Below are 23,707 nucleotides of genomic sequence, written 5' to 3'. Positions count from 1 at the left end.
TGCGGTCCCGGGGGCAGGCATGGGGCGGTGCCGCGGCGCTCCCAGTCTGCCTTCCGCGGCGCAGCCGCCGTGGACTGCGTGCAGCCTGCTGCCGCTGTCCCGATGCAGCCTGCTGCGAGGGGCGCTGCAAAGGGCAGCACGTGGATTTCCTTCAGCGGTGACGGGAAGGTTATTCGACAGTGTTCGGTGCTTCACGGCAGCAGGCTGCACGCACTCCACGGTCGCTGCGCGACTTTCGTTCCGGGGACTTGGCGGTGGGTGATGCTTTTCCGGTGCTTCGTCCGCCTGAAGGCGGGACTACTTACCCTTGGGGGCGGGCTGTTAGGGACCGCTCCTAGTTGCTTGCGGCGCTGCGCCGGGTGTCGGGGAGGGTGAGGGCGATCAGGCTGAGGAGGAGGAGGGCACCGCCGAGCCAGAACATGGCGGTGGTTTCGCTGCCGCTGCGGTCCTTGATGATGCCAACGAGCTTGGGGCCGAAGTAGCCGCCGAGATTGCCGACGGAATTGATGAAGGCGATCCCGCCTGCGGCGGCGCTGCCGCGGAGCGCGCCGGTGCCGAGTGCCCAGAAGGGACCGAGGGTGGACTTCTGACCGGCCAGCGCGACGACCAGGCTGGCAAGGGCGAGCCAGGGATTCTGGAAGAGCGCGGCACCGGTGAAGCCGATCGCGGCGCAAAGGGCCGCGCCCGCGACGTGCATCTTCCGCTCCCCGCTGCGGTCGGAGTGGCGGCCGACCAGGATCATCGCGATACCGGCGACGAAGTAGGGCACCATGTTGATGAGGCCGGTCATCAGGTCGAGATGGGCGGGCGAGGCGTCCGTGAGCATTGGCTCGATCTTGCCCTTCACGATGGAGGGCAGCCAGAACTCGTAGCCGTAGCCGGCGACGTTCACGAGGAAGTAGAGCAGGCAGAGCACCCACACGAAGGGGCTGGTGAAGACGTCCTTCAGGCGGGTTTCGCGGACCACGGCGTTGCGGGCTTCGGCGTCGATCTTGCCGGTGAGCCAGGCCTTCTCGCGCGGGGCCAGCCAGCGGGCATCGGCGGGGCGATTCGGAAGGACGAAGAGGATGACCAGTCCCATCAGGATCGCCGGGATCGCCTCGATCAGGAACAGCCACCTCCAGCCCGCCATGCCGGCGATGCCGTCCATGCGGAGGAGCGCGCCGGAGATGGGCGAGCCGATGAGGCCTGCGGCGACCCCGCCGAGGGCGAAGAGGGCGATGGTCTTGGCGCGTTCCTTGGCCGGGAACCACCAGGTGAGATAGAGGATGACCCCGGGGAAGAAGCCGGCCTCCGCCGCGCCTAACAGGAAGCGCAGCAGGTAGAAGCTGGTCTTGCCCTCGATAAACATGAAGCACGCCGAGACGATGCCCCAGACGATCATGATGCGGGCGATCCAGATACGCGCGCCGACCTTCTGGAGGGCGAGGTTGCTGGGCACCTCGAAGAGGAAGTAGCCGATGAAAAACAGGCCGGCACCGGTGCCGAAGACCTCGCCGTAGATCTTCGGGTCCACGCCGATGACCGGTTCCAGGTGGGACTTGGCGAAGCCGACATTGATGCGGTCGATGTAGGCGACGATGTAGCAGAAGAAGAGCAGGGGGACCAGCCGCCAGGTGACTTTCGAGAGGGTGGCGCGCTGTTCGGTCTCGGTCAGTTCCTGGGTGGCGGGCGGCCCGTCCGGCAAGGCATCGGGCGGGTGGTAAGGGTTATCCATGGGTTATTGGCGACTCTTCCGGTCCGGTTCTACGGCGGCAAGGTCTAATCCTGTTCGTGGTTGGGCTTCTGGATTTGGATTTTTGAAACCGCGAATGGACGCGAATGGACGCGAATAAAAACCAGGGCAAGACAGGCCGGGTTGTTTTTACCGTGGATTGCGAGGAGGGTGCCAAGCGGGCATCTTGCAATGAAGCGGTGCGGTGCGGAATGCACGTTACCGCGTGTTCCGGGGTGTCTTGAAACCGCGGATGACTGATAATCAGTGGAGAGGCTCTGCGGCACAGGGTCTGCGAAAGAGAAGGAGGAAATCAAAAACTCCCCCGTCCGCGATCCAGCGGCAGGAACCTCTCTCAAGCCATGATCACCAACCTTGAACAGCTTTACTTCAACCAGTTGCGCGACCTTTTCAGTGCTGAATCGCAGTTGATTGCCGCGCTGCCGGATCTCACCAACCACGTTACGGACCCGGAACTCCGCAGGACCTTCCAGAAGCACATGGGTGAAACCCGTAACCATCGGGCCCGCCTTCAGGATATCTTCTGCCGCCACGGCTTGAATCCCGGTGGCGAGGAGTGCGAGGCAGTCCGCGGCCTGATCCGCGAAACCCGCAAGCATGTCGGCCGGACCCGCGGCGGAGTGCTGCGGGATGCGGTGCTGATCGCGGCGACCAACCGGATCGAGCATTACGAGATCGCCGGTTATGGCACGGCCAAGGCGTTCGCGGAGTGTCTCGGCTACGGCGATGACGCTGACATTCTGGGAACAACGCTGGGGGAAGAAAGCGACGCGGACGAGGCCTTCACCAAGCTGGCCACGGGCGGCATGTTCAGCCGGGGGCTGAATGAGATGGCCGCCGCTGTTTGAAGAGAATTTCCGGCCGGATACGAGTGCGCACATGGCTGGCCGGGCCTGTCCGGGGGGGCAGGTCCGGTCAAGCTGTGTCTAAGGCAAATTACTAATTACTAAGCACTAATTTTTAAACGGATCAGTGATGAAGAGGGGCTGCTTCGCCAAAAACGTGCTCGCCTTGTCAGCCGGTCCCGGCTCCCTCCCCGACGCTTGCGCCCTTTCCGGAGCACTGACTTGTTTAATAATTAGAAATTAGTAATTTCTTCCCGAGCCGGGAGGGTGGGTTGAGCCGTGGGGGACCGTTCTTCCGCTCAGAGGACCGAGCGGACTACCTTAGGCTTTACGCCCCCGCCGCAGCGGCTAGCTTGTGGCCGATTTCCAAATGATGGAGGAAAGCGCGGGAAGAATCGACACACTGCAGGCCATTGAACTGGCGGAAGGTGTGGAGGTCCGTCTGCGGATCGCGGGACCGCTGCAGCGCGGGACGGCGCTGGCGATCGATCTGGGCTTGCAACTGGTGCTGGTGATCGTGATCTCGATCATCGTGGGGATCGCGGGGTGGAGTTTTGGTGCGGGGACCGTGGCGCAGGGGGTGTGGTACCTGACGTCGTTCTTCGTCTGGTGGTGGTTTCCGGTGTTTTTCGAGGCGAGCTCCTGGGGGGCGACGCCGGGCAAGCGAGCGATGGGCTTGCGGGTGGTGCAGACTTCGGGCGCGCCGATCACCTTTGCACAGGCGGTGGTGCGCTGCTTCCTGCGGGTCGCGGATGGGATGCCCTATCTGGGCGGCGGGATCATGGGCTTGCCGACGATGGGCTTCGGGCTGGCCTGCTGCCTGGCCACGAAACGCTTCCAGCGGCTGGGCGACTTGGCCGCGGGAACGGTGGTGATTTATGACAAGGTGCTACCCGAGCCGGCGGTGCCTGCGCCGCCGCCGATGGCTGCGGCCCGGCCGGTGGTCGCGCTACGGCCGGAGGAAGTCCGCGCGGTGGTCGCCTTCCGCGAGCGGGCCGGGCTATGGTCGGAAGGGCGGCGGGCTGAGATCGCCGATCACGCGAGCGAATTGACGGGAGCCAAGGGCTCGAGCGGGGTCTCCCGGATGATGGCGATTGCACACTGGCTGCAGGAAAAACGATGAGCCCGGGATCCTTTGAAGAACGCCGCGCCGCCGAGTGGGTGGAGCTGGACCGCCTGATCACCGGCGCGGAGAAGGGCAAGCCCGAGCCCGGCGTGGAGGAACTGCCGCGGCGCTTCCGCGAGGCCTGCGCGGATCTGGCGCTGGCCCGCCACCGGATGTATCCGGGGCAGTTGATCGAGCGGCTCAATGCGCTGGTGATCCGCGGCTACAAGCTGCTCTACCGCAGCCGCAAGCGCGGGTGGGAGTCGGCGGTGCGCTTCGCCGTGGCGGGTTTCCCGCAAGCGGTGCGGACGGAGTGGCGGCTGTTCTGGCTGTGCAGCGCTCTGTTCTGGATTCCCTTCTTCGGGATGATGGCCTCCGCCCATTTCGACATCGACTGGATCCGCGCCGCGCTGGGGGCCGATGGGATGGCGAGCATGGAGGCGATGTACGGTGGCGGCCCGGACCAGCAGATCAGTCATCTGCGCGAGGAGTATGGGTCGAACTTCATGATGTTCGCCTTCTACATTAAGAACAACGTGGGGATCGACTTCCAGATCTTCGCGAGCGGCATCACGGCGTGTCTCGGCACGATCTTCTATCTCATTTACAATGGCATCCAACTCGGTGCCTCGGCCGGGTATGCGAACTACGCCTGCAATCCGACGTCCTTCTGGAGCTTCGTGGCGGGGCACTCTTCCTACGAGCTGTTAGGGATGATCGTGGCCGGGATGGCCGGGATGCGGATGGGCCTGGGAGTCCTGAAACCCGGGCGGCTGCCGCGGGGGCGCTCGATCGCGGAGGCTGCGAAGGTGGCGCTGCCGCTGATCTACGGGGCGGCGGCGATGACCGCGATCGCGGCGATTTTTGAAGGCTTCTGGTCGGCGCAGCCGGTGCCGGTGGACATCAAGTATGGCGTGGGCATCGCCGGCTGGGTGTTGCACGTGGCGTATTTCCTGGTGATGGGAAGGGGGGTGCGTGCGGCTTGAGGATGTGACCGCGGAGCTCCGCCCGCGCAGCGACTGGGAGGCGGTGGATCTGGGGCTGGCCTTGGCGCGGCGGGATTTCTGGCGGCTCTTCGGCTGCTGGTGGCTGGGGATGCTGCCGGTGGTGCTGGTCTGCTTCGCGCTGCTGCGGGACTCCCCGGTGCTGCTGCTGCTGGCCTGCTGGTGGCTGGTGCCGGTGGGCTCGCGGATGGTGCTCTTCGTCGTCAGCCGGCATCTTTTCGGCGAGCTGCCCGGGTGGAAGTCGGTCTTCCGCGAGTGGCCGCGGGCCTTCTACCGGCGCTTCTTCTTCCGTTTCCTGTGGGCGCGCTTCTCGCCGTGGCGGCCGCTGACGATGGCGGTGGAGGATCTCGAGGGACTGCGCGGCAAGGACTATGAACAGCGGGTCCGGCTGCTGCTGCGGCGCGGCGATGCGACGGTGGTGGCGCTGGCGATGTGGCGGATCGGCCTGAGCTTCTGGCTGGCGGCTTCGATTTTCGGGACCGGGCTGCTGTTCCTGCCGAGCCAGACCGCGGATGAATGGTGGGTGGCGCTGGCAGTGTGGGGCGACGGCGGGTGGCTGGAACTGCCGGCCACGCTTGGCTGGGCGATCACGATCTCCTGTTTGCTTTCGATGTCGCTGGTGGACGTGTTCTCGACCGGTGCGGGCTTCGGCATCTACGTGAATCATCGTACGTGGATCGAGGGCTGGGATGTCGAGTTGGCACTGCGCCGCCTGGCGAACCGGCTGCGCGGGACGACCGCTGCGGTTTTCACGGCAGTGTGCGTGTGGCTGGCGGCACCCGCGGCGGAGGCGGCAGCTCCGCCCAAGGAGATGATCGAAAGCGTGAAGTCGCATGAGGACTTCATCGTCCACAAGGTGGAGGTGCCGCAGCCGAAGCCGTCGAAGTCGGGTTCCTCGTCCAGCAGCTCGGGCGGGGGAGGGGACTTGGGTTTCGTCGGCGCGCTGGCACAGTTCCTGATGTACGCCGTCCTGGGCGCGGCGATCGGCTTTATCGTCTGGCTGCTCTGGCGGTACCGCCATGTCTTCAATCGCAAGGGTTTCTCCGAGTCCGACAAGAGATCCCGTGCTCCGGCCCGGGTGGTGATGGGCATGGATGTGGCCCCGGAATCGCTGCCGATGGACATTCCGACGGCGGCGATGGAGCTGTGGCGCGTGGGCCGTCGTCAGGAAGCCCTGGGCTTGCTTTACCGTGGCTCGATTTCGCGACTGATCGCGGGCAATGGCGTGGAGATCGCGGAGTCCGATACCGAGAGCGATTGCATGCGCCGGGTGGAGGCGGAGGCTGCGCCGCATGCGGGCTATTTCAGCGGGCTGACCGAGGCGTGGATGCGCCTGGCATACGGCCGCACCGCGCCGGCCGATGAGGCGATGGCGAATCTCTGTGCGGGCTGGCCATTCCGGGAAAGGGGGGGCGCGTGATCCGCTGCTTGCTGCTGCTGTTATGCCTGCTGGTGGCCGGGTGCACCGACTACGGTCCCCCGATTTGGAAGGAGATCGGCTACAAGGGCAAGGCGCGCCTGAATGCGTATCTCGCCGCGGGGCGTTTCCTGGAGCGGTATGGCTACACCGTGGAGAGTCCCGCCGGGTGGCCGGATCTGGAGAGCGGCGCGGCGATGCTGATCGTGCCGGCCGCGGTCATCTCGAACGAGTCCTACGTCCGCGAGATTTCCAACTGGGTGGCGCAGGGCGGGCATTTGCTGTGCCTGATCGATAATGCCGAATCGCACCAGGACGATTGGGGAAACTTTTCCAACCGGCACCTGTCGCGTGACGAGCGCTTGCCCTCATCCTTCGAGAAATGGCTGGCGGCGATGAAGCTCGAGCTGGGGGAGAGAGGAGCCGCTTCCGGCAAGACCACGGCGGAACGCTTGAACGTGGATGGCGAGAGCTATGAGGTTTTTGCGGAATCCTCCACCACCGTCTCGGCCTTCGGGGCACCGGACGCGGTCTTCGGGCAGAGTGCCTATGGCGAGGGCCTGATCACGGTGATGACCGATGCGCGTCCCTTCCGCAACCGCTTCATCTCCGACCATGACCATGCCGCCTTCCTGCTGGCGCTGGTGAAGCAGAATCCCTTCGAAGGCAGGATCATCGTGGTGCGGGATGCGGTGCAGTCGCTATCGGACCTGCTGTGGCGTCACGCGTGGCCGGCCTTGATCGGGTTGCTGGTGCTGACGCTGTTCTGGCTGTGGAAGAACATGCCGCGCTTCGGCCCGCTGCGGCGCGAGGAGGGACGCACGACGATGCGCGACTACGACCACCACCTTGAAGCGCTGGGCGATTTCCAATGGCGGCTCGACCGCGGGGCGGCGATGCTGCGGCCGCTGCGGGAGTCCGTGCTCGAGCGCGCGCAGCGGCTGGCGGCGATCGCCCAGCGCGAGGACGATCTCTTCGCGTGGATCGGCGAGCGCGCCGGCATCGGCCGCGAGCGTGCCGAGCGGGCGATGACCCACGAGCGTCCCGCCGATGGCACTTCCTTCACCCGCGTGATTGCCGATTTGCAGAAGATCCACCTATCCCTCTCATGACTGACGACGACGCGAAGTATCAACCGCCGCCCTCGCCCCTGCTGCAGCAGGCTCCGCAAGAGCCCGCGCTCCCGTTTCAGCAAGCTCCGCAGCCGCCGGATGCGGCCGCGCTGGTCGCCCGGCTGCGGGCCCAGGTCGAGCATGCCGTGCTGGGCCAGCGCGAGGTGGTCAGCCAGGTGCTGGCCGGGCTTTTGGCGGGCGGCCACGTGCTGTTAGAAGGCAAGCCGGGTCTGGGCAAGACCCAGCTGGTGCTGGCGCTGGCCAAGGCCTTCGGCGGGGTTTTCGGGCGGATCCAGTTCACGCCCGATCTGATGCCCTCGGATGTGACCGGCTTCCGGCTCTTCGACATGAAGAGCCAGACCTTCCAGCTCCGCCGTGGGCCGGTTTTCTGCAACCTGCTGCTGGCGGATGAGATCAACCGCGCGCCGGCCAAGACGCAGGCCGCGCTGCTCGAGGTGATGCAGGAGCAGCAGGTCACCATCGATGGCGAGACCTTGCTGCTGTCCCCGCCCTTCATGACTCTGGCGACGCAGAATCCTGTCGAGCACGAGGGCACCTATCCGCTGCCGGAAGCCCAGCTCGACCGCTTCCTGATGAAGATCCTGATCGACTATCCCGACCGCGTTTCGGAATCCGAGATCGTGGCGCGCTCCGCTGCGGAAGCGCCGGGTGCCAGCGCGACCAAGGAGCTGGAAGTGGTCGCATCCCCGGAAGACGTGGTGCGCGCCCAAGCCGCCACCGCCGGAGTGCAGGTGGTGCGTGAGGTGGTCGACTACGCGGTGGCGATCGTCCAGGCGACGCGCGAGGCGAAGACGGTGTGGCTCGGCGCGGGAACGCGCGGCGCGATCGCGCTGGTTCGCATCGGCAAGGCGATCGCGCTGATGCACGGGCGGCAGTTCGTGATTCCGGACGATATCAAGGCGGCTTCGTTGCCGGTGCTGCGACACCGCGTGCAGCTCGCGCCGGAAGTGGCGATGGGCGGCCAGTCGATGGACGAGGTGCTGAAGATTATCGTGGAGTCGGTGCCGGCGCCGCGGCAATGAGCGGCCCTAACATCTGAAATTTCAGATCTCAGATTTTAGATTTCAAATTCCGATGAGTCCGACCGGTAGAATGCTGTGGATGGTGGTGGCGTGGGCTCTTTTCGGGCTCGCCGCTTCGCTGTGGCCTGAGCTGGGGACGGTGTGGTGGCTGGGCGGCGCGATCATCGCGGGCGTGGCGCTGGTGGATGCGGTGATCTTGGCCGGCTTGGGCCGGATGGTCATCGAGCGTCGGCTGCCGGGGCGCTTTGCGGTGGGTGAGGGAGCGGATGTGCGGCTGACGATTCACAACCCGGGCAAGGCTCCGGCGAAGGTTGAGATCTTCGATGGCGTGCCTGCCGGTGCGGAGGCGGAATCGATGCCGTGGAGCGGGACGATCGCAGCGAGCGGCAAGGCGCGGGTGACCCATGCGGTGCGGATCATCGAGCGCGGGATCGCGACCTTCGGGCAGGTGCATGTGCGCCGGCACTCGCTGCTAGGATTGTGGGTGCGCAAGTATCTCGCGGGCGCGGCGGAGGAGGTGAAGGTCTATCCTGACTATGAGCCGGTGCTGCGCTTCGCCCTGCTGACGATGCAGCATCGCCAGGAACAGATGGGCATCGTGAGGAAGTCTTTTTCCGGAAGCAGCCGGGATTTCCACCAGCTCCGCGAGTATCGCGAGGGCGATGCGCTGTCGCAGATCGATTGGAAGGCGACCTCGCGGCGGGCGACGCTGATCAGCCGGGAGTTCCAAGAACAGCGGAACCAGAACATCGTCTTCCTGACCGACACCGGTCGGCGGATGCGCGCGATGGATGGCGAGCTGCCACAGTTCGATCACTGCCTGAACGCGATGCTGCTGGTCTCCTACGTGGCGCTGCGGCAGGGCGACCAAGTGGGCGTGCAGGCCTTCGGCGGGACCAATCGCTGGCTGCCGCCGGTGAAGGGCTCGCACTCGATGGCGGTGCTGCTGAACCATCTCTTCGACTACCGCACCACGCCCGAGCCGAGCGATTTCGCCGCGGCCGTGGAGCGCTTGATTGCACGGCAGAAGCGCCGCGCGCTGGTGGTGGTGATGACGAATCTGCGCGGGGAAGACGCTTCGGAGCTCGTGCCTGCGCTGCGGCTCCTACGCTCGAAGCATCTGGTGATGCTTGCAAGCTTGCGCGAACGCTCGGTCGAGACCGCGCGGACCAAGCCGGTCGAGGGCTTCAGTGACGCCCTGCGCTTCGCCGCTGCGGAACGCTACGATGCGGAGCGCGCCGAGGTGCTGGCGACTTTGCGCGGCTTCGGGATTCTCACGCTGGATGTGCCGGCGCAGGAGTTCCCTGTGGCGCTAGCGAACCGCTACCTGGATATCAAGGCAGCGGGGAGATTGTAGGGAAGGGAGTCGCAACCCTGGGCGGGCCGCCCTACCGGCTCAATGCGCGTAATGATGATCCCGCGTTTCCGCCTCGGCGATCGACCAGACCAACGTGAGCATCCACAGGAAGAAGCTGAAACCAAGCAGCAGGTAGAGGGTCACCAGGTGGTCGCCGCTGAGGAGCGGGATAAAGGCTCCCGTGAAGCCGAGCAGAAGGTTCATCACGGTGACCGCTCCGGAGCGGCGCACGCGGTAGTTCAGCGCGATGATCGCGGGCAGGAAATACACCACCAGCGCGGCCAAGGCGATGATGCTGTAGTAGCCCCACTGAATCATGTTCGGCATGGAATCGACCAGCGTCTGCTTGCCGAGGTAGGCGAAGGTTGCCGCCGACCCTACCACCACGAGCGCCATGCCGATCACCAGCCAGCCCCACTTCGGCAAGGCGTGGCTCTGGGCCATGGTCTTGCGCTTCCGCCGCGCTTGCTCCCCTTCGTAGGCTTCATGCGGCAGGGGTGCCGGCTTGTTCTCCATGAACTTCTCGCGCAGGCTTTCAACGGTCTCCATCCGGCGAAGCTAGGACAGGATTTCCGGCGTTTCAAGGGGAGAGAGGAAAATGGGGGTAAATCGCAATGCGGACTTGAGAGCGGCTTGAAATGAATCGTTTGTGGATATTTCGGCTGTCCCTATGGGATGCGTGGAATCGGGTGGTTCGCCAGCCGATCGACCCGTAGGGCCATCTCATTTGGATTTTGAAACCGCGAATGGACGCGAATTAAACCGGGGCAGGGCGTGCCGCCGGCATGGATGGCGTCCTTTTGAGCCGGTTGGAAATCGCGGAAAAAGGCGCTGGAGCAGGCGCTTGATCCTGCCATCTTCGCGCCCCATGCCACCGTGGCGGAATCGGTAGACGCCGCGGACTTAAAATCCGCTGTTCCGCAAGGAGCGTGGGGGTTCGAGTCCCCCCGGTGGCACTTTTTCAGTGAGCGGATGAGAAGGAGGGAAATGCCACGTCATTCACGTAATCCCTGAGCTGCTCCGGAATGACGGGAGGCGACTCGAATTTCCAGACGATCCCCGGCGTCGAGTGTTCCAAGCTGTCGCGCGAGGGCGTGACCCGGCGACCCTTGACACCCGCGCCAAAGACTTTCTTAAACAGGGCGCTGGACCCTTCTACCGTGACCGTGACGGGGCTGGAGCCGATCACCTCGAAACCCAAGCCCGCCACGTTCGCATTCACCTCCCCCAATTGACTGGCGGTGGCGGTCTTGCTCTTGGCCGAGGCCATGCCGGGTTGAGTAGAAACGACTCCTTGTTTTAGGACCAGGTGGGCCTTCACCTTGCGACCCCTCGCGCTACTGGCCGTGGCCTTCTTCTTGCCTGCGATAGGGACCGGCCCCTCCCCTTTGCGGGGGCGCGGCGTATTCCCTCCCTCTTTCGGAGCTTTCTTCATGGGATCTTGGAATGACCGTCAGGCGCAGGCTCTCGCGGCGTCCACCAGTCCATATCCGGTGGCGAGGTCGCGTCCCGGACCAGCTTGATCGCCCATGGAACTTGCTCCCTGAACCACGTCCTTGCAAGTCGATTCCAGCCGTTGCCGGATTTCCGCGAGGGTGAGGTCCGGATGCTTGGAAAGCATGAGAGCCACCACCCCTGCCACCATGGGACAGGCCGCGCTCGTGCCGCTGAAGACGGCCCAGCCATCGTTCGCCGCGGTCTGGTCTTTCATCGGCCAGATGCCGCCAGCCAAGTCCTGGTCAATTGCGCACCCCGGAGGAATCGGTAGCGCAATGTAGGCGGCCCGCGGGCGCACTCCGCAGAGACCGCAGACGTCCGGGATTTGCCGCCCCGGGAAGCGGAAGCTTTGGAAACTGCTTGCGTAGTCGGTGGCGTGGAGCTGGCCGTTTTCGTCGCTGTAGACCCCGCCCACGCTGATGACATCCGTCGAGCTGGCGGTGGCCGACATGCCTCCGTTGCCGCCGGAAAAGAGCACGATCATGCCCGCTTGCACGCAGAGGCTGATTTCCCCGAGCACCAGCGACCAATAGGGATTCCATGTGCCGAACTGCCCGTCGGTGGGCAGGCGCGATCCCCAGCTGTTGGAGATGATCTTGACCTTGAGGGTGTCCCGCGCCGTCTGGAAAGAGGCCACGGAATCATCCATAAGCAGGCCGTGCAGTTTCACCTTCGGTGCGATGGCGAGGAGGTTCGCGCTTTCGCCCGTGCCATGGCCATTCCTATCCACATTGTGCGGAGGCGCGGCGTTCAGGTTGTAGCCCTTGCCGGAGAAATAGGGGTGGGACCAGTCAAAGCCGGAATCGATCATGGCCGCCTTCACCCCTTGGCCTTTGATTCCGCCCGCATGCAAGGGGCCCGCATTGAGAAGGGAGACGATGTCATCGGGCACCTGCAGGTGGAAATAGGGCAGGGCCGGCGGGGTGGCGGAGGGCCCGGCATGGACGGCGGCCTTCTTGGCGGCAGCTTTCTTCGCTGCTTTCTTGGCCGCATGCAGCTCCACTGGCTGCGGGAAGGCCGCGCCTTCCAGAACTTCCGAGTCCAGTTGCAGGGCGTTCATCACGCTCTCCGGAGTCGGGAGAAACATTGAAGAGGTATCCTTCTCGAACTTCACCCCCATCTCCTTCTGATACAGCGCCGCTGGCGCGGAGATCCGGATGCTAAGAGTCGATACTTTCTCAATGGTGAATCCCATGGCCTCCAACTTGTTCCGGGCCCTAGTCTCGATCGACTTCTCCGAGGTGTAGCTCTCGATGTGGGAAGCCATGAGCTTGGCGGCGGGAGAGAACAGGCTCTGTCCGCCAATGGAGCGTGGCGAAACGTAAGCGACGATGTGGTCCTTCGAGACGTTGACTTTCATGGTGTTGCTTTATTAAGGGAAGTTAACTTATTGTAATTCCGGGAAATGTGATATTTATTGCGCTTGGCAAAAAGTCAGGAGGGCGCCGGTTGGGAGTCACGGGGCAGCCAGGGAGGAGGCAAAGAGGAGATACGTAACTTGGACCCTGATTTCCCCGTTTGAATAAAGCGAGAGGATAGATGAGACAAACTCAAGAAATGTTCGGAGATGACGAATTACGGGAAATCCGCGAACTGGAGCCCGGTCTGATACCGGAATCCCCACGGGCTTGAACGGGAGCGAACGCAAAAAGGCCCGGCGTCCTCCTGCAAATCCGCGGTGGATCTGCAGTCGGGGCCGGGCCGGTTAATCAAGCTACTCTCAAGGGGCTTCTGTCAGGTCCTCCAGCAGGAGGCGGAAGAAGCGGGCCGGCTCGTCCTCGATAACCGGGCTCTCGAAGCGCAGGGTTTCCATGAAGCCGTTGCGTCCGATGACCGAGCGGACGGCCGTGGTGTCGGCCTGCCACCCGCTCAGATTGGTGGTCGTCTGGATCATGTAGCCGGCCTCGCCGGCGCGGAGGTCGTGGCTGAATTCGACGCTGCTGCTGGTCCCGGAGGGATTGCGGGTGAAGCGTTCCACTTGGAAGGGCCGGGCATCCGCGGCGGCGGGATCGAAGCCGCGGGCATACTCCTCGAAATTCGAGACTCCGTCGCCATCCGGATCCGCGGCGCGTGCGATCATGGCGGCGTAGCCGCTTGAGACTTCGATGGCTGCGAAGCGGATCAGGTTGATCACCGGGAAGGCCTGGCCGACTCCCGGGCCAGGGGTGATCGTCAGCGTCACCACGCCCGTCGCACTGGGAGTTACCGGCGGCACCTGGGTCATGGTGGTGCTGTCCTTGGCATCCATCACGACGACCACGGGAGCACCGCTGCCGGTGAAGGTGTAGGTGCCGGTGTAGCTGAAGTCGGCGACCAGCGAACCGCGCCTCGCGAGGAAGGAGAAGTCATAGCTTTTCCCCGGATCCAGTCCTTCGAAGGTGATGGCTCCCGTGAGCTGGGGATCGTCGCGAAGCGCGAATTGGCTGTTCTGCGCGGCGGCCGGGTATTCCGCCACCGGCGTGATGTTATCACTGCGGAATTGGTCGAAGGAATCCGTGATCGCGACGGTGTAGCTGGAGGCATTGTTGTAGCTATCCCGCAGCGTGTAAGGAGCGGGATTGCTCAGGCTGGTCACGGTGTTCCATTTCAGGCCGCCGTAGACCGGGCTGGCGTTGGTGTTGAAATCCACCAGGAAGACACCGGGCTTGCTGCGTTTCAGACGGATGAAGTTGATCACCGGGAAGTCGTTACCGGCACCGGGGCCTGCGGTGAGCGTCAGCGTCACCACGCCCGCCGCGGTGGGTGTCACCGGAGGGGCATGGGTCAGGGTGGTGCTGTCCTTGGCATCCATCACGATGATTACCGGCGGACCGCTACCGGTGAAGGTGTAGGTGCCGGTGTAGTCGTAGCCCGCAACCAACGCACCGCGCCGGGCGAAGAACGAGAAGTCATAGCTGACGGCAGGATCCAGCCCGGTGAAGGTGATCGCGCCGACCAACGGCGGGATATCGCGGAGACCGAACTGGCTATTCTGCGCCGCGGCGGCGTAGCCGACAAGAGGCGCGACGGGATCGCTGCGGAATTGGTCGAAGCCGTTCGTGACCGCGACCTTGATGTCGGACGGCTGGTTGTTCGTGTCGCTCAGCGGAAGCTCGGCGGTGATGCCGGTGCTGGTCACCGTGTTCCATTTCACGCCGCCGTAGTTCGGATTCGCGTTCGTATTGAAGTCGATGAGATAGACCGTTTCCTCCGGCACCTGCAGGGGGTAGTGGGTGGCGATCCAAGCGTCGTAGGAGTTGGAATCCTGGCCCGCCGGGGCGATGGACACCACGTTGCTCGAGTCCCCTTGCTGCGCTCCTTCCGCTACCGATACGCGGTAGTCGTAGCTGATGCCTGCGATCAGACCGCTGTCCTCATAGAAGGGGGCGTTCCCCGGGCTGGTGCCGACGGTCGCCCATGGCTCGGCGATGCCGCTGCGGCGGCGCTCGATGGTGAAGGTGGCCGCGCCAGCCGAGTGATCCGTCCATGTGAGATTCACCTTCGTTGCGGCGAAGGAGTCGGCATTGAGATTATCCGGCGTATTCGCCGCGAGTTCCGTGCTGAAGCTGCCGGTCTGGAGCACCAGTTCGGAGAGGCTCTGGGCGCGATTCGCGAGAGCAGCACCCTGCACCGGATTCGCATCCGCCAAAGGTGCGCAGATCTCCAGGCTGGCCTGTTGCAGCGCGCCCTTGCTCTGGGCCAAGGCTTCATCTTCGGTCCAGGCGGCGCGGTAGATGGCCACGTCCTGATAGTCCGCCACCAGCGGGGCCAGGGCCCGGCCTGAAGCGTCCGCGGCACCACCGATCACGAAGAGATCGGGAACGTATTGATCGTCGGCACTGCCCTTCAGCTGGCCATCGATGAACAGCAGGGTCTTGTCCGTGCCGTGCCGGTGGGACAGCGCGACATCGTGCCAGCGTCCGTCATTGACGCTTGTAGCGACGCTCAACTCGGTCCCGCCGGGGCCGACATAAACGAAGGCACCTGCGCGCATCTCCAGAGTCGCGCGGTCCGCACCGGAACCGATGGCAGCCACCGTGCCCGTCTCCGTGCCACGCACGCGGAATGACAGCGTGGAGGAAAGCACCGGATGGGTGGGAGTGAATTTCAGCGGAGCGGTGACCACTGCATCCTGCTGGAGGCGGAGATAGCCGTGCGTGCCCTGCCATTGCGGGCTGGCGGTCTTGCCGGAAGCGATCGCATCGAAGAGCGAAGGAACGATCGCGGAGAACAGTTCGCCATGACCTGTGGAGTTCGGATGGCCGTCGTCCGAGAATTGGCCCGGGTTCCAGTGGCCGGTGCCGTCATCGATCGCGCCTAGGAAATTGATGCTCGGCACGTCCCAGGTATTGAGCAGCAGATTCATCCGCCGCACCTGCGCATACTCGGCGGCGGTGTAGAGATTCTGCGGATAGCAGAGGCTGACGATCGGGTAGAAACCCCCGGCACGGCAACGGCTCACGATGTCGGTGAGCCCGTTCTTGAAGCTATCGAAAACCGCCTGCGGATTCCCCGAACCCATCAGGCCTTCATTCGCCAGTGAAAGGCTCACGATGACCATGTCGGCACCCGCCCGCGCGCTCGCCACGTCATTCTGGAAGCGGTTCCGCACCGCGGTGGTGTTGTTCCCGCCGATGGAAGCGTTCTCGACATGCCAGATGAAATGGGAGTCCGGCACGACGGGTGCCTGGTTCTCCAGCAGATTCTCCATGCGATATGCCCAGGCATCGCTCTGGAGCGCGGCACCGGTGCCCGAGGCCACCGACGAGCCGAGCACGACCACCTCTTGAGGCGGGCTGCCATAGGTGAGCGGTGCGACATCGGCATAGGTCTCTCCCAGGCGGAGCTCATCCACGGATCCACTGGCCCCGTTGGATTGCACGCGGAGGCGGTCGTAGGTCAGGGCGCTGGTGCGCGTGACGGTGAGATCGGCGGTGGCCGGTTCCACTCCCGTGGTCGGGTTCACGTACATCCGGATCATCGCCGAGTTCGCGGCGAAATCGATGCGGCAGACGACCAGCGAAAGCCGGCGGCAGCTCACGGAGGAATCCAGCGAGGTCCCGACCTTCGGCTCCATGCCGAAGAGATTGGCCGCGCCACCGCGCCTCCCGGTGAAGAGAACCTCGGTGGCCCCTTCGAAGAAAGAGACACCCGCATACCCGGTGGTCGGATCGACCTTCATCAGGTAGCTGAGATAGACGGTCGTCCCTGGGGCCTCCGGGGAGTTGGTGAGGACCCCGAAGATACCGTTATTATTGGTTCCGGAGAAATCGAGCTTGTTCCCGCTGACGGGGAGATCGCCATAGGCATAGCCGCCCTCGGAGACGCTGAGTCCGGCATTTGCAGCGGTGTAGGCTTCACTGAAGCCCAGCGGGCCGGTGGTCCCGGCGAGGGGCGTGCCCGGAGCGTAGTCGAAGCTCTCCTGGGCGATGAGCGAGGCTTGCGCGGACCCCGTCGCCAGCAGTGCGGTGGCGGCGAGGCCCAGAATGGTAGATCTGGAGACGAAAGGGGAGTGCTTCTCCTTGGGAGAGAAACACAATCGACTGGGTTTTGTATACATCGCAGCGGTGCTGCGAGTTTTACGACCGCCTTGCAAGTACCAATCTGTGAATGGGCGGGCGCACGTGTCGGATGACACGGATCGGCGCGAAGTCTGGATTCGACGGATCACCAGAGAGGCCCGGACCGGAGCCGCGTAGCGGTCGTGGAATGCGGCGACCCCTCACCCATATTATGCGGATCTAACGCGTCAGCGCCCGGGACCGTGGAGGCTCTGCCCCGCAGGAGCAACCCCGGCAGCACTACACGTCGCGCGGCGGTGGTGGAAAGCACCGTCGCTTGGCTGCCTGCCTTTCCGTGCCGCGGATAGCGAGGGACCACTCTGCGGGCCGGGTGGCTCTGCGCTTCCAGCGGTAGAGCCGTCCGTGAAGCATCACGGAATGCGGGTAAGGGGCAGAGCGAACTGCCACAGTCCACGGCGGCTGGCGAACCTCGGCTCAGGGCACGGCGACCGGCTGGATCCGCTCGGTGGTGAAACGGACCACGATCATGCACTTGTCGCCTTCCATGGAAGTGCCGAGCAGGGCGGAGCCGCCACCGGAAAGTTTCCAGAGGTGGGAGGGCACCAAGGCATCGGGCAGCAGCGAACTGGCGGGAGGAAAGGGGCCTTCCTGGACCGGCTTGCCGTGAAGCGTGGTGAGCAACTCGGCGAGTTCCGTCCAGGTGGCCTTCAGGCGATTGACGTAGACGGCCTTCGGCACGGTCTGAGTCTGGAGCGAGATCTCCTTGAGGGCACTGGCCCCGCTGAAGCCGAAGTAGAGTTCGCAGTGGAGACCGCCGATTTGCTTGCGCGTGCGGAAGACGCCGTTGAGGCCGACCCGGCCCATCATGACCTCGTCCATGGTGGATTCCACCAGGGTGCTGGCCTTGAGCTTCCGGGTCACTTCCTCGCGCTTGTCGCCGAAGCGCAGGGTGTCGAAGACGGCCTTGCCATCGGTCTCGGCGGCGGGCAGATCGGCACCGATTTTCTCGGTCATTGGCTTGTCGCTCAGCCAGATATGGTCGGCAGCGTTCAGGCGGGTTTTCTCCAGGGTGACGAGCCTGCCGTCCTTGCGGCGGATGGTGACCTTCCCCGAATCATGGGAAACGTATTCGCCTTGGAAAGATTGGCTGCCGTCCGCGTTTTTCCATTCCCGGAGCTCTGCGTGGAGCGGGAAAAGGGTGAGACCGAGGAGGAGGGAGGTGAGGGCGGGGATGCGCATCGGTAGAGAGAAGAAACAAGAAACGCCGCAAAATTAGAAAAGTTAACAAAAAATCCCGGCAACGGAGATATCCGCTGCCGGGATGAAAATTCGATGAAGGGATCGTGTCGATTCCGTGAGGAACCGCTTACCTTACCAGCGCTGGCTGCGGGTGTGGTAGAAGTAGCCCTCGAAGCCGAGTTCCGGCGGGAATTCGGAGAGGCCGTCGGTCGGGTTCATCTCGATCCGGTTGTCCTCGCCGCAACGCTCGTAAGGGGGCTTGAAGGTGCCTCGGTAGGTCGGGCAGGTGAAGGTGAAGACTTCATAGAAGCCGTAGCCGAGGCGGCGCAGCGCACGGCTGGTGCCATCGACCGCACCGTAAGACCAGCCAGCCTTACGGCCATGGTCATCGGTCTTGCGGACGATCTGCTCCGGGATTTCCATGAACCCGTAGAGGATGTTGCCGATACCGCGGCCGAGCTTGCGGGTCGACGTGTAGCCATGCCCCGGAGGAGCCTGAATGTCGGCGGAAGCAATGCCGCCGAGGGCGAGCATGGCTGTGGCGAGAACGGCGAGTTTTTTCATGTGCTGGCGCAAAGTTAGGGACTCGAATGCTGGCTTGGCAACGGGAAAGTGAGGCAGGCGGGAAGTTCCACGGGAAAATTTCCGGCGGTTCGGGAGAGAGGTAAAGACAATGGATGGACGACGTGAGGCTGGCGGGGCCTGGGAAGAACACTCCTGCTTTTCCGCCTGTTGAAGCGCGCCTCACCCGAAGGCCCCCGGTAGAAGTCTGCCGCAAGAACCACTTTGTCGCGGTGTCTACGGTGGGCTGGTGGTGGCGAAATGGCGGGCCGTGATTGACCTCTCGCACCGTCCGCCTGAAGAATGACGGCATAAGCATGAAATCGAAGCTCTTTCCTGGTCCACGCATCTGGCTGGCTTCGCTTTGCCTCGCCGCGATTTCCTGTAGCCGGCCTCCCGCCGCGGAGAAGGCACCCGCCCCGCCGGCGGGGGAGGAGTCCGCGCCGAAAACCGAGGCAGCCGCCTACGCGGAGATTGTGGCGCTGAAGCCGCGGAAGGGCAATGCGGAATTGGTCCGTCTGGCCCCGGCGTTTCTGCAGACCTACCCGGACTCCCCGCATTTCGAAGAGGTCGCAGGCATCGCCGGTGAGGCCCTGATGCGCAAAGAGGATTGGAAGGGGGCTCTCGACTGCTATCTCCGCTTGGCCGAGCGCTCCCCGAAGTCCGCGGACATCGGTCGCTTCAATTTCCAAGTGGCCATCTGCCGTTTGGAGATGAAGGAGTTCGAGCCTGCCGCGCTCCTGCTGGAGAAATTCCTGAAGGATTACCCGGCGAGCGGGCTGAAGGAGGATGCCACCTACCGCCTCGCCATGGCTTACTTCCTCAACAACGACTATGTGAAGACCCTACGCGAGTGCAGAGCCTACCTGAAGGCCTATCCGGAGGGCATATATGCCGGCGACATCCTCTACCGGCTCGCATTCATCGACGCCAATGACAAGGAAGTCGACCAGTCGAAAAATATCATCTCGTTTCTCGGGGACTTCATCGAGAAGAAGCCAGCTGATCCCGCCGTGGGAGCCATGCGCTGCCTGGTCGCGGACACCTGGCTGAAGCAGAAACCGACGAAGCCGGAGGATCCTGCCGCGGCCGCCAAGGAGATCCGGATCAACGAGGACGCGGCCTTGGAGCACTATCGTAAGGCTGCCCTAAGTCCCACGAGCAAGTCGAATGGGTCCGAATATGTCTACATGGCCTCCGGCGATCTGCTGGCCGAGCTGAATGCGGCCGAATATGCCTACAAGGCCGCCGGGGATCTGCTGGCCAAGCATGGCGAGGATAATGCGCTCCGTGAGTTCCGGGCGGAATTCCGCAAGCAACTGGAAGCCCGCCAGCGGAAGATGGAGGAAGAAGAGGGAAAGTAAGCCGCGCCGGGTGGCACGACTTCTCTCGATGACGGGGGCCGGGCAAAGACCCAGCCCTTGTTACAGCTCCAAGCTGATCACCTTCAGAATCCCGGGCGTGCTGCGGAGCTGATCCAGCAGGGTCGCGGGGGGCTCGGAATCGACCTCGATCACCGTGAGGGCACGCGTCCGGTCGGCGGTGCGGCTGAGGCCCATGTTCGCGATGTTCACGGCGGCATTGCCAAGGGCGGTGCCGATCACGCCGACGATGCCGGGGCGGTCGTCGTTTTCGACGAAAAGGAAGCGGCCGGCGATGTTGCTATCCACATACAGGCGGTCGATTTCCACGATCCGCGGCGAGCTGCCGATGATGGTGCCGGCGACCCGGTAGCGGGTCTCGCCCTTCTTGAGCTCTGCCACCACCAACTCGTTGAATTCGGTTTTCGCGTTGATCGTCGATTCCGTCACGTCCAGGCCGAGCTGGGTGGCGATGGCGGGGGCATTGACGATATTGACTTGCCCGTCCGGGCGCGAGGTTTCGAGCAGCGCGGTCAGGACGCTGCGCGAGACGAGTCCGGTGTCCTTCTTGGCCAGCGGCCCGTGGTAGGAAACGCGGAGCGAGTCGGGATTCTCCGGGCCGAGCTTGGCCAGGAGCTTGCCCAAGGCGCGGGCGAGCTCGAGGTAGGGGCCCACCGCCGCCAGCGCCGCCGCATCGAGCGAAGGCATGTTGATGGCGTTGCGGATTTCCCCGGTGACGAAGAAGTCGCGGAGCTGCTCGGCTACCTGGATGCCGACGTTCTCCTGAGCCTCGTTGGTGGAGGCACCGAGGTGCGGGGTGAAAGCGACGTGCTTGTTCAGCGTGAAAAGCGGGTGGTCGTTCGCCGGTGGCTCGACTTCGAAGACATCGAGACCGCAGCCGGCGATGTGGCCGGAATCGATGGCCGCCTTGAGCGCCTCCTCATCGACCAGGCCGCCGCGGGCGCAGTTGATCACGATGGCACCCTTGTTCATCAGGGCGAGCCGCTCGGCATTGATGATGCGGTTGGTTTCCGGGGTCAGCGGGACGTGCAGGGTCACCACGTCGGCATCCTTGAGGGCCAAGTCGGGAGTGGTGGCGAGCTCGACCTTGAGCTCATCCGCCCGGGCCTGGGTGAGGAAGGGATCGTAGGCCACCACCTGCATGTTGAAGGCCTGCGCCCGCTTGGCGAATTCAGTGCCGATCCGGCCCATGCCGAGGATGGCGAGGCGCTTGGTATTCAGCTCGATGCCTTGGTAAGCCTTGCGGGCGGCCTTGAAGTCGCCCTTGAGGACGGCGGCATGGGCCGGGGCCACGTTGCGCGCGGCACTGAGCATCAGCGTGAAGGCGTGCTCGGCGGTGGAAATCGTGTTGCCGGTCGGCGTGTTCATCACGATCACGCCGTGATCGGTGGCAGCCTTGCGGTCGATGTTGTCCACTCCCACGCCGGCGCGGCCGATCGCTTTCAGGTTCGTAGCGGCAGCCAGAACCTCGGCGGTGACCTTGGTTTCGGAGCGGACCACGAGACCGTGGTAGTCGCCGATGATTTTGAGCAGTTCCTCGGGTTTGAGGCCTGTATTGACATCGACGGAAATTTCCGGAGCGCCAGCGAGGGCTTCGACGCCTTTCTCCGAAATCGGATCCGAAACGAGCACGCGGTAAGTGGCCATGTCTGGAGCCCCATAGGGTCGGGGGAGGGGACTGGCAAGAGCGGGAGGGGTCCTTTCGCGTCAACGCCGGGAAATAAAGGCGTTCCACGGGGCGTGGAGCATTTGCCCGCCCTTGCCGGACGCCCTCACTACCGGTGCATTTTGGGTTTGCGCCGGGTTCCCTGGGTTCAGGAGAGACCGGCAATTCCGGGAGGAGGGCGTCGCGGCAAGAGCAGCAACCTGCAATTAACGCGGTATTTACATCCGATACGATATGCGGGTACGGCAAGAGATTTTTCTGACTTCATGAAAATTTTTTAGGCGAAATTGCGAATCCGACTAAACCCTGTAGGGGTTCACCCTTACGGGGGAGGAAATTGCTGATGAGCAAAGGGGGGCACGTGGCCCTGTGCCATGAGTGCGGATTGAGCGGCAGCCTTCCTCCCTTCCAAACCGGACTCGTTTGAAAATGAGTGCCTGGTCATTAGTAATTCGGTCTTCCATTCGCTCTTGGCTCCCCGGAAAAAGCCCCTAACGTCACCGCCCCATGTCCGACCCAAGCCGACCCCATTCCTCCTTGATGCTCGACGGTCCCGACCGCGCCGCCTCCCGTGCGATGCTCTATGCGGTCGGCTTCAAAAAGGAAGATTTCGCCAAGCCGAACATCGGGATTGCCTCCACTTGGTCGCAGGTCACGCCCTGCAATATCCACATCGACCGCCTCGCCCGCGAATCCGCGAAGGGAGCCGATGCGGCGGGCGGCAAGGCCGTGATCTTCAATACGATCACCATCTCCGATGGCATCTCGATGGGCACGGAAGGCATGAAGTATTCCCTCGTGTCCCGCGAGGTGATCGCGGACTCCATCGAAACCGTGGTCGGCTGCGAGGGCATGGACGGCTTTGTGGCGATCGGGGGCTGCGACAAGAACATGCCCGCCTGCGTGATGGCCATGGCGCGGATGAACCGTCCCTCCGTGTTCGTCTACGGCGGCACCATTCTGCCGGGTTGCGCCACGATCCGCGGCGAACTTCGGGAACTGGACGTGGTCTCGGTCTTCGAGGCCGTGGGCAAACACGCCGCCGGGGAGATCACCGACGAAGAGCTGGATACCATCGAATCCTGCGCCATTCCCGGCGAGGGCTCCTGCGGCGGGATGTACACGGCGAACACCATGGCTTCCGCGATCGAGGCGCTGGGAATGTCGCTGCCGAACTCCTCCGCCCAGACGGCGATCTCCGACGAAAAGATGCAGGATTGCTTCGATGCCGGTGCCGCGGTGCTGAACATGATCAAGCTGGGCATCAAGCCGCGTGATATCATGACCCGGAAGGCTTTCGAGAACGCCATCACGGTGGTGATCGCGCTCGGCGGCTCGACCAATGCGGTGCTCCACCTGCTGGCGGTGGCGCACTCGGCGGAAGTGCCGCTGTCCATCGACGACTTCACGGAGATCGGCAAGCGCGTGCCGCTGCTGGCCGACCTCAGGCCCTCCGGTAAATACTCGATGGCCGCGCTGGTGAAAATCGGCGGGACCATCCCGCTGCTGCGCATCCTGCTGGACGCCGGCCTGCTCCATGGCGATTGCCTCACCGTCACCGGCAAGACCCTGGCGGAGAACCTCGCCAATTCCCCGATCTTCTACCCTGCAGACCAGCAGATCATCCGCCCGCTCGACAATCCGATCAAGAAGGACAGCCATCTGCGCATCCTCTACGGCAATCTCGCGCCCGGCGGTGCGGTAGCCAAGATCACCGGCAAGGAAGGCGAACTCTTCACCGGCAAGGCCCGCGTCTACGACTCCGAAGACGACGCGCTGAAGGCCATCCTCGCCGGTTTGATCGTGGATGGCGATGTGATCGTGATCCGCCGCGAAGGACCGAAGGGCGGCCCGGGAATGCGCGAGATGCTCGGGCCGACCAGCGCCATCATGGGCCGCGGGCTCGGCAAGACCGTGGCACTGATCACCGACGGCCGCTTCTCCGGCGGCAGCCACGGCTTCGTGGTGGGGCATATCACCCCCGAAGCCCACGAAGGCGGCCCGATCGGTCTGCTCGTCGAAGGCGACATCATCACCATCGACGCGAAGAACAACACCATCTCCGTCGATCTCGACGACGCGACCCTCAAGGCGCGCCGCGAGCAGTGGGTCCAGCCCGCACCGCGCTACACCCGCGGCGTGCTGGCGAAGTATGCGAAGCTCACCACCTCCGCCAGCGAGGGTGCGGTGACGGACAAGTACCTCTGATCGTCCCCGCGACGACTGTTTTCCAAACGGCGACG

Annotated in this window: 17 protein-coding genes and 1 tRNA gene; 10 read left to right on the top strand and 8 right to left on the bottom strand. The window is 63.9% G+C overall.

Annotated features, from left to right (window positions below; all coding sequences use genetic code 11):
* Positions 1-334: 334 nt before the first annotated feature.
* Positions 335-1,717 carry an MFS transporter gene (locus ABWK72_RS08685; protein WP_367874396.1) on the bottom strand — a complete coding sequence of 461 codons (1,383 nt, stop codon included), beginning with the start codon at positions 1,715-1,717 and terminating at the stop codon, positions 335-337.
* A 359-nt stretch (positions 1,718-2,076) separates the two neighbouring features.
* On the opposite strand from ABWK72_RS08685, the gene ABWK72_RS08680 reads away from it, so the two are divergent.
* The 7 genes from ABWK72_RS08680 to ABWK72_RS08650 all read left to right on the top strand — a co-directional run bounded on the left by ABWK72_RS08680 (position 2,077) and on the right by ABWK72_RS08650 (position 9,618).
* A complete protein-coding gene (locus ABWK72_RS08680; RefSeq protein ID WP_367874395.1) occupies positions 2,077-2,583 on the top strand; it encodes a ferritin-like domain-containing protein in 507 nt (168 codons plus the stop codon).
* A gap of 352 nt (positions 2,584-2,935) precedes the next feature.
* Positions 2,936-3,703: an RDD family protein gene (locus tag ABWK72_RS08675; RefSeq protein ID WP_367874394.1), complete on the top strand. Its 768-nt coding sequence runs from the start codon at positions 2,936-2,938 to the stop codon at positions 3,701-3,703.
* Positions 3,700-4,671 carry a stage II sporulation protein M gene (locus tag ABWK72_RS08670; RefSeq protein ID WP_367874393.1) on the top strand — a complete coding sequence of 324 codons (972 nt, stop codon included), beginning with the start codon at positions 3,700-3,702 and terminating at the stop codon, positions 4,669-4,671. The genes ABWK72_RS08675 and ABWK72_RS08670 overlap by 4 nt, the downstream gene beginning before the upstream one ends.
* Before the next feature lie 4 nt (positions 4,672-4,675).
* Positions 4,676-6,109, top strand: coding sequence for a DUF4129 domain-containing protein (locus ABWK72_RS08665; RefSeq protein WP_367874392.1), 1,434 nt, complete (start codon positions 4,676-4,678; stop codon positions 6,107-6,109).
* Complete coding sequence (locus tag ABWK72_RS08660) at positions 6,106-7,218, top strand: DUF4350 domain-containing protein (RefSeq protein WP_367874391.1); 1,113 nt, start codon at positions 6,106-6,108, stop codon at positions 7,216-7,218. The genes ABWK72_RS08665 and ABWK72_RS08660 overlap by 4 nt, the downstream gene beginning before the upstream one ends.
* Positions 7,215-8,261 (top strand): AAA family ATPase, encoded by a 1,047-nt coding sequence (locus ABWK72_RS08655; protein WP_367874390.1) that lies wholly within the window; start codon positions 7,215-7,217, stop codon positions 8,259-8,261. The genes ABWK72_RS08660 and ABWK72_RS08655 overlap by 4 nt, the downstream gene beginning before the upstream one ends.
* Before the next feature lie 52 nt (positions 8,262-8,313).
* Positions 8,314-9,618 (top strand): DUF58 domain-containing protein, encoded by a 1,305-nt coding sequence (locus ABWK72_RS08650; RefSeq protein ID WP_367874389.1) that lies wholly within the window; start codon positions 8,314-8,316, stop codon positions 9,616-9,618.
* A 39-nt stretch (positions 9,619-9,657) separates the two neighbouring features.
* On the opposite strand, the gene ABWK72_RS08645 is transcribed toward ABWK72_RS08650, so the two are convergent.
* The gene (locus tag ABWK72_RS08645) at positions 9,658-10,167 is read right to left on the bottom strand and encodes a superinfection immunity protein (protein ID WP_367874388.1); all 510 of its coding nucleotides are present in this window, start codon (positions 10,165-10,167) and stop codon (positions 9,658-9,660) included.
* Positions 10,168-10,488: 321 nt separating this feature from the next.
* Between ABWK72_RS08645 and ABWK72_RS08640 the strand changes: the two genes are divergently transcribed.
* A tRNA-Leu gene (locus ABWK72_RS08640) sits at positions 10,489-10,574 on the top strand.
* 5 nt (positions 10,575-10,579) lie between these two features.
* Here the strand turns inward: ABWK72_RS08640 and ABWK72_RS08635 are convergent.
* The 5 genes from ABWK72_RS08635 to ABWK72_RS08615 form a co-directional block, all read right to left on the bottom strand.
* Positions 10,580-10,888, bottom strand: coding sequence for a hypothetical protein (locus ABWK72_RS08635; protein ID WP_367874387.1), 309 nt, complete (start codon positions 10,886-10,888; stop codon positions 10,580-10,582).
* A gap of 183 nt (positions 10,889-11,071) precedes the next feature.
* Entirely contained in the window at positions 11,072-12,475 is a 1,404-nt protein-coding gene (locus tag ABWK72_RS08630) for a S8 family serine peptidase (protein WP_367874386.1), read from the bottom strand.
* Between the two features lie 360 nt (positions 12,476-12,835).
* Entirely contained in the window at positions 12,836-16,654 is a 3,819-nt protein-coding gene (locus ABWK72_RS08625; RefSeq protein WP_367874385.1) for a GDSL-type esterase/lipase family protein, read from the bottom strand.
* A 436-nt stretch (positions 16,655-17,090) separates the two neighbouring features.
* Complete coding sequence (locus tag ABWK72_RS08620) at positions 17,091-17,855, bottom strand: hypothetical protein (protein WP_367874384.1); 765 nt, start codon at positions 17,853-17,855, stop codon at positions 17,091-17,093.
* 132 nt (positions 17,856-17,987) lie between these two features.
* Positions 17,988-18,419: an exosortase system-associated protein, TIGR04073 family gene (locus ABWK72_RS08615; protein ID WP_367874383.1), complete on the bottom strand. Its 432-nt coding sequence runs from the start codon at positions 18,417-18,419 to the stop codon at positions 17,988-17,990.
* 314 nt (positions 18,420-18,733) lie between these two features.
* On the opposite strand from ABWK72_RS08615, the gene ABWK72_RS08610 reads away from it, so the two are divergent.
* Positions 18,734-19,780 carry a tol-pal system YbgF family protein gene (locus ABWK72_RS08610; RefSeq protein WP_367874382.1) on the top strand — a complete coding sequence of 349 codons (1,047 nt, stop codon included), beginning with the start codon at positions 18,734-18,736 and terminating at the stop codon, positions 19,778-19,780.
* Between the two features lie 60 nt (positions 19,781-19,840).
* Here ABWK72_RS08610 and serA read toward each other — a convergent pair whose 3' ends face one another.
* A complete protein-coding gene (gene serA / locus ABWK72_RS08605) occupies positions 19,841-21,445 on the bottom strand; it encodes a phosphoglycerate dehydrogenase (protein WP_367874381.1) in 1,605 nt (534 codons plus the stop codon).
* A gap of 526 nt (positions 21,446-21,971) precedes the next feature.
* Between serA and ilvD the strand changes: the two genes are divergently transcribed.
* Complete coding sequence (gene ilvD, locus ABWK72_RS08600; protein WP_367874380.1) at positions 21,972-23,672, top strand: dihydroxy-acid dehydratase; 1,701 nt, start codon at positions 21,972-21,974, stop codon at positions 23,670-23,672.
* The last annotated feature ends 35 nt before the right edge of the window (positions 23,673-23,707 follow it).

Origin of the sequence: Luteolibacter sp. Populi (assembly GCF_040801775.1) — a bacterium.
Taxonomy (GTDB): domain Bacteria; phylum Verrucomicrobiota; class Verrucomicrobiia; order Verrucomicrobiales; family Akkermansiaceae; genus Haloferula.
The sequence above is the reverse complement of the archived record's forward strand: the minus strand, read 5'-3'. Positions and strand labels throughout refer to the sequence as shown.

What these genes read in the sequence shown, in the direction of transcription:
- ABWK72_RS08680 (WP_367874395.1), top strand. Translation starts at nt 2,077, where the DNA reads ATGATCACCAACCTTGAACAGCTTTACTTCAACCAGTTGCGCGACCTT.
- ABWK72_RS08625 (WP_367874385.1), bottom strand. Translation starts at nt 16,654, where the DNA reads ATGTATACAAAACCCAGTCGATTGTGTTTCTCTCCCAAGGAGAAGCAC.
- ABWK72_RS08685 (WP_367874396.1), bottom strand. Translation starts at nt 1,717, where the DNA reads ATGGATAACCCTTACCACCCGCCCGATGCCTTGCCGGACGGGCCGCCC.
- ilvD (WP_367874380.1), top strand. Translation starts at nt 21,972, where the DNA reads ATGTCCGACCCAAGCCGACCCCATTCCTCCTTGATGCTCGACGGTCCC.
- ABWK72_RS08635 (WP_367874387.1), bottom strand. Translation starts at nt 10,888, where the DNA reads ATGGCCTCGGCCAAGAGCAAGACCGCCACCGCCAGTCAATTGGGGGAG.
- ABWK72_RS08630 (WP_367874386.1), bottom strand. Translation starts at nt 12,475, where the DNA reads ATGAAAGTCAACGTCTCGAAGGACCACATCGTCGCTTACGTTTCGCCA.
- ABWK72_RS08650 (WP_367874389.1), top strand. Translation starts at nt 8,314, where the DNA reads ATGAGTCCGACCGGTAGAATGCTGTGGATGGTGGTGGCGTGGGCTCTT.
- ABWK72_RS08670 (WP_367874393.1), top strand. Translation starts at nt 3,700, where the DNA reads ATGAGCCCGGGATCCTTTGAAGAACGCCGCGCCGCCGAGTGGGTGGAG.
- serA (WP_367874381.1), bottom strand. Translation starts at nt 21,445, where the DNA reads ATGGCCACTTACCGCGTGCTCGTTTCGGATCCGATTTCGGAGAAAGGC.
- ABWK72_RS08615 (WP_367874383.1), bottom strand. Translation starts at nt 18,419, where the DNA reads ATGAAAAAACTCGCCGTTCTCGCCACAGCCATGCTCGCCCTCGGCGGC.
- ABWK72_RS08610 (WP_367874382.1), top strand. Translation starts at nt 18,734, where the DNA reads ATGAAATCGAAGCTCTTTCCTGGTCCACGCATCTGGCTGGCTTCGCTT.
- ABWK72_RS08655 (WP_367874390.1), top strand. Translation starts at nt 7,215, where the DNA reads ATGACTGACGACGACGCGAAGTATCAACCGCCGCCCTCGCCCCTGCTG.
- ABWK72_RS08645 (WP_367874388.1), bottom strand. Translation starts at nt 10,167, where the DNA reads ATGGAGACCGTTGAAAGCCTGCGCGAGAAGTTCATGGAGAACAAGCCG.
- ABWK72_RS08620 (WP_367874384.1), bottom strand. Translation starts at nt 17,855, where the DNA reads ATGCGCATCCCCGCCCTCACCTCCCTCCTCCTCGGTCTCACCCTTTTC.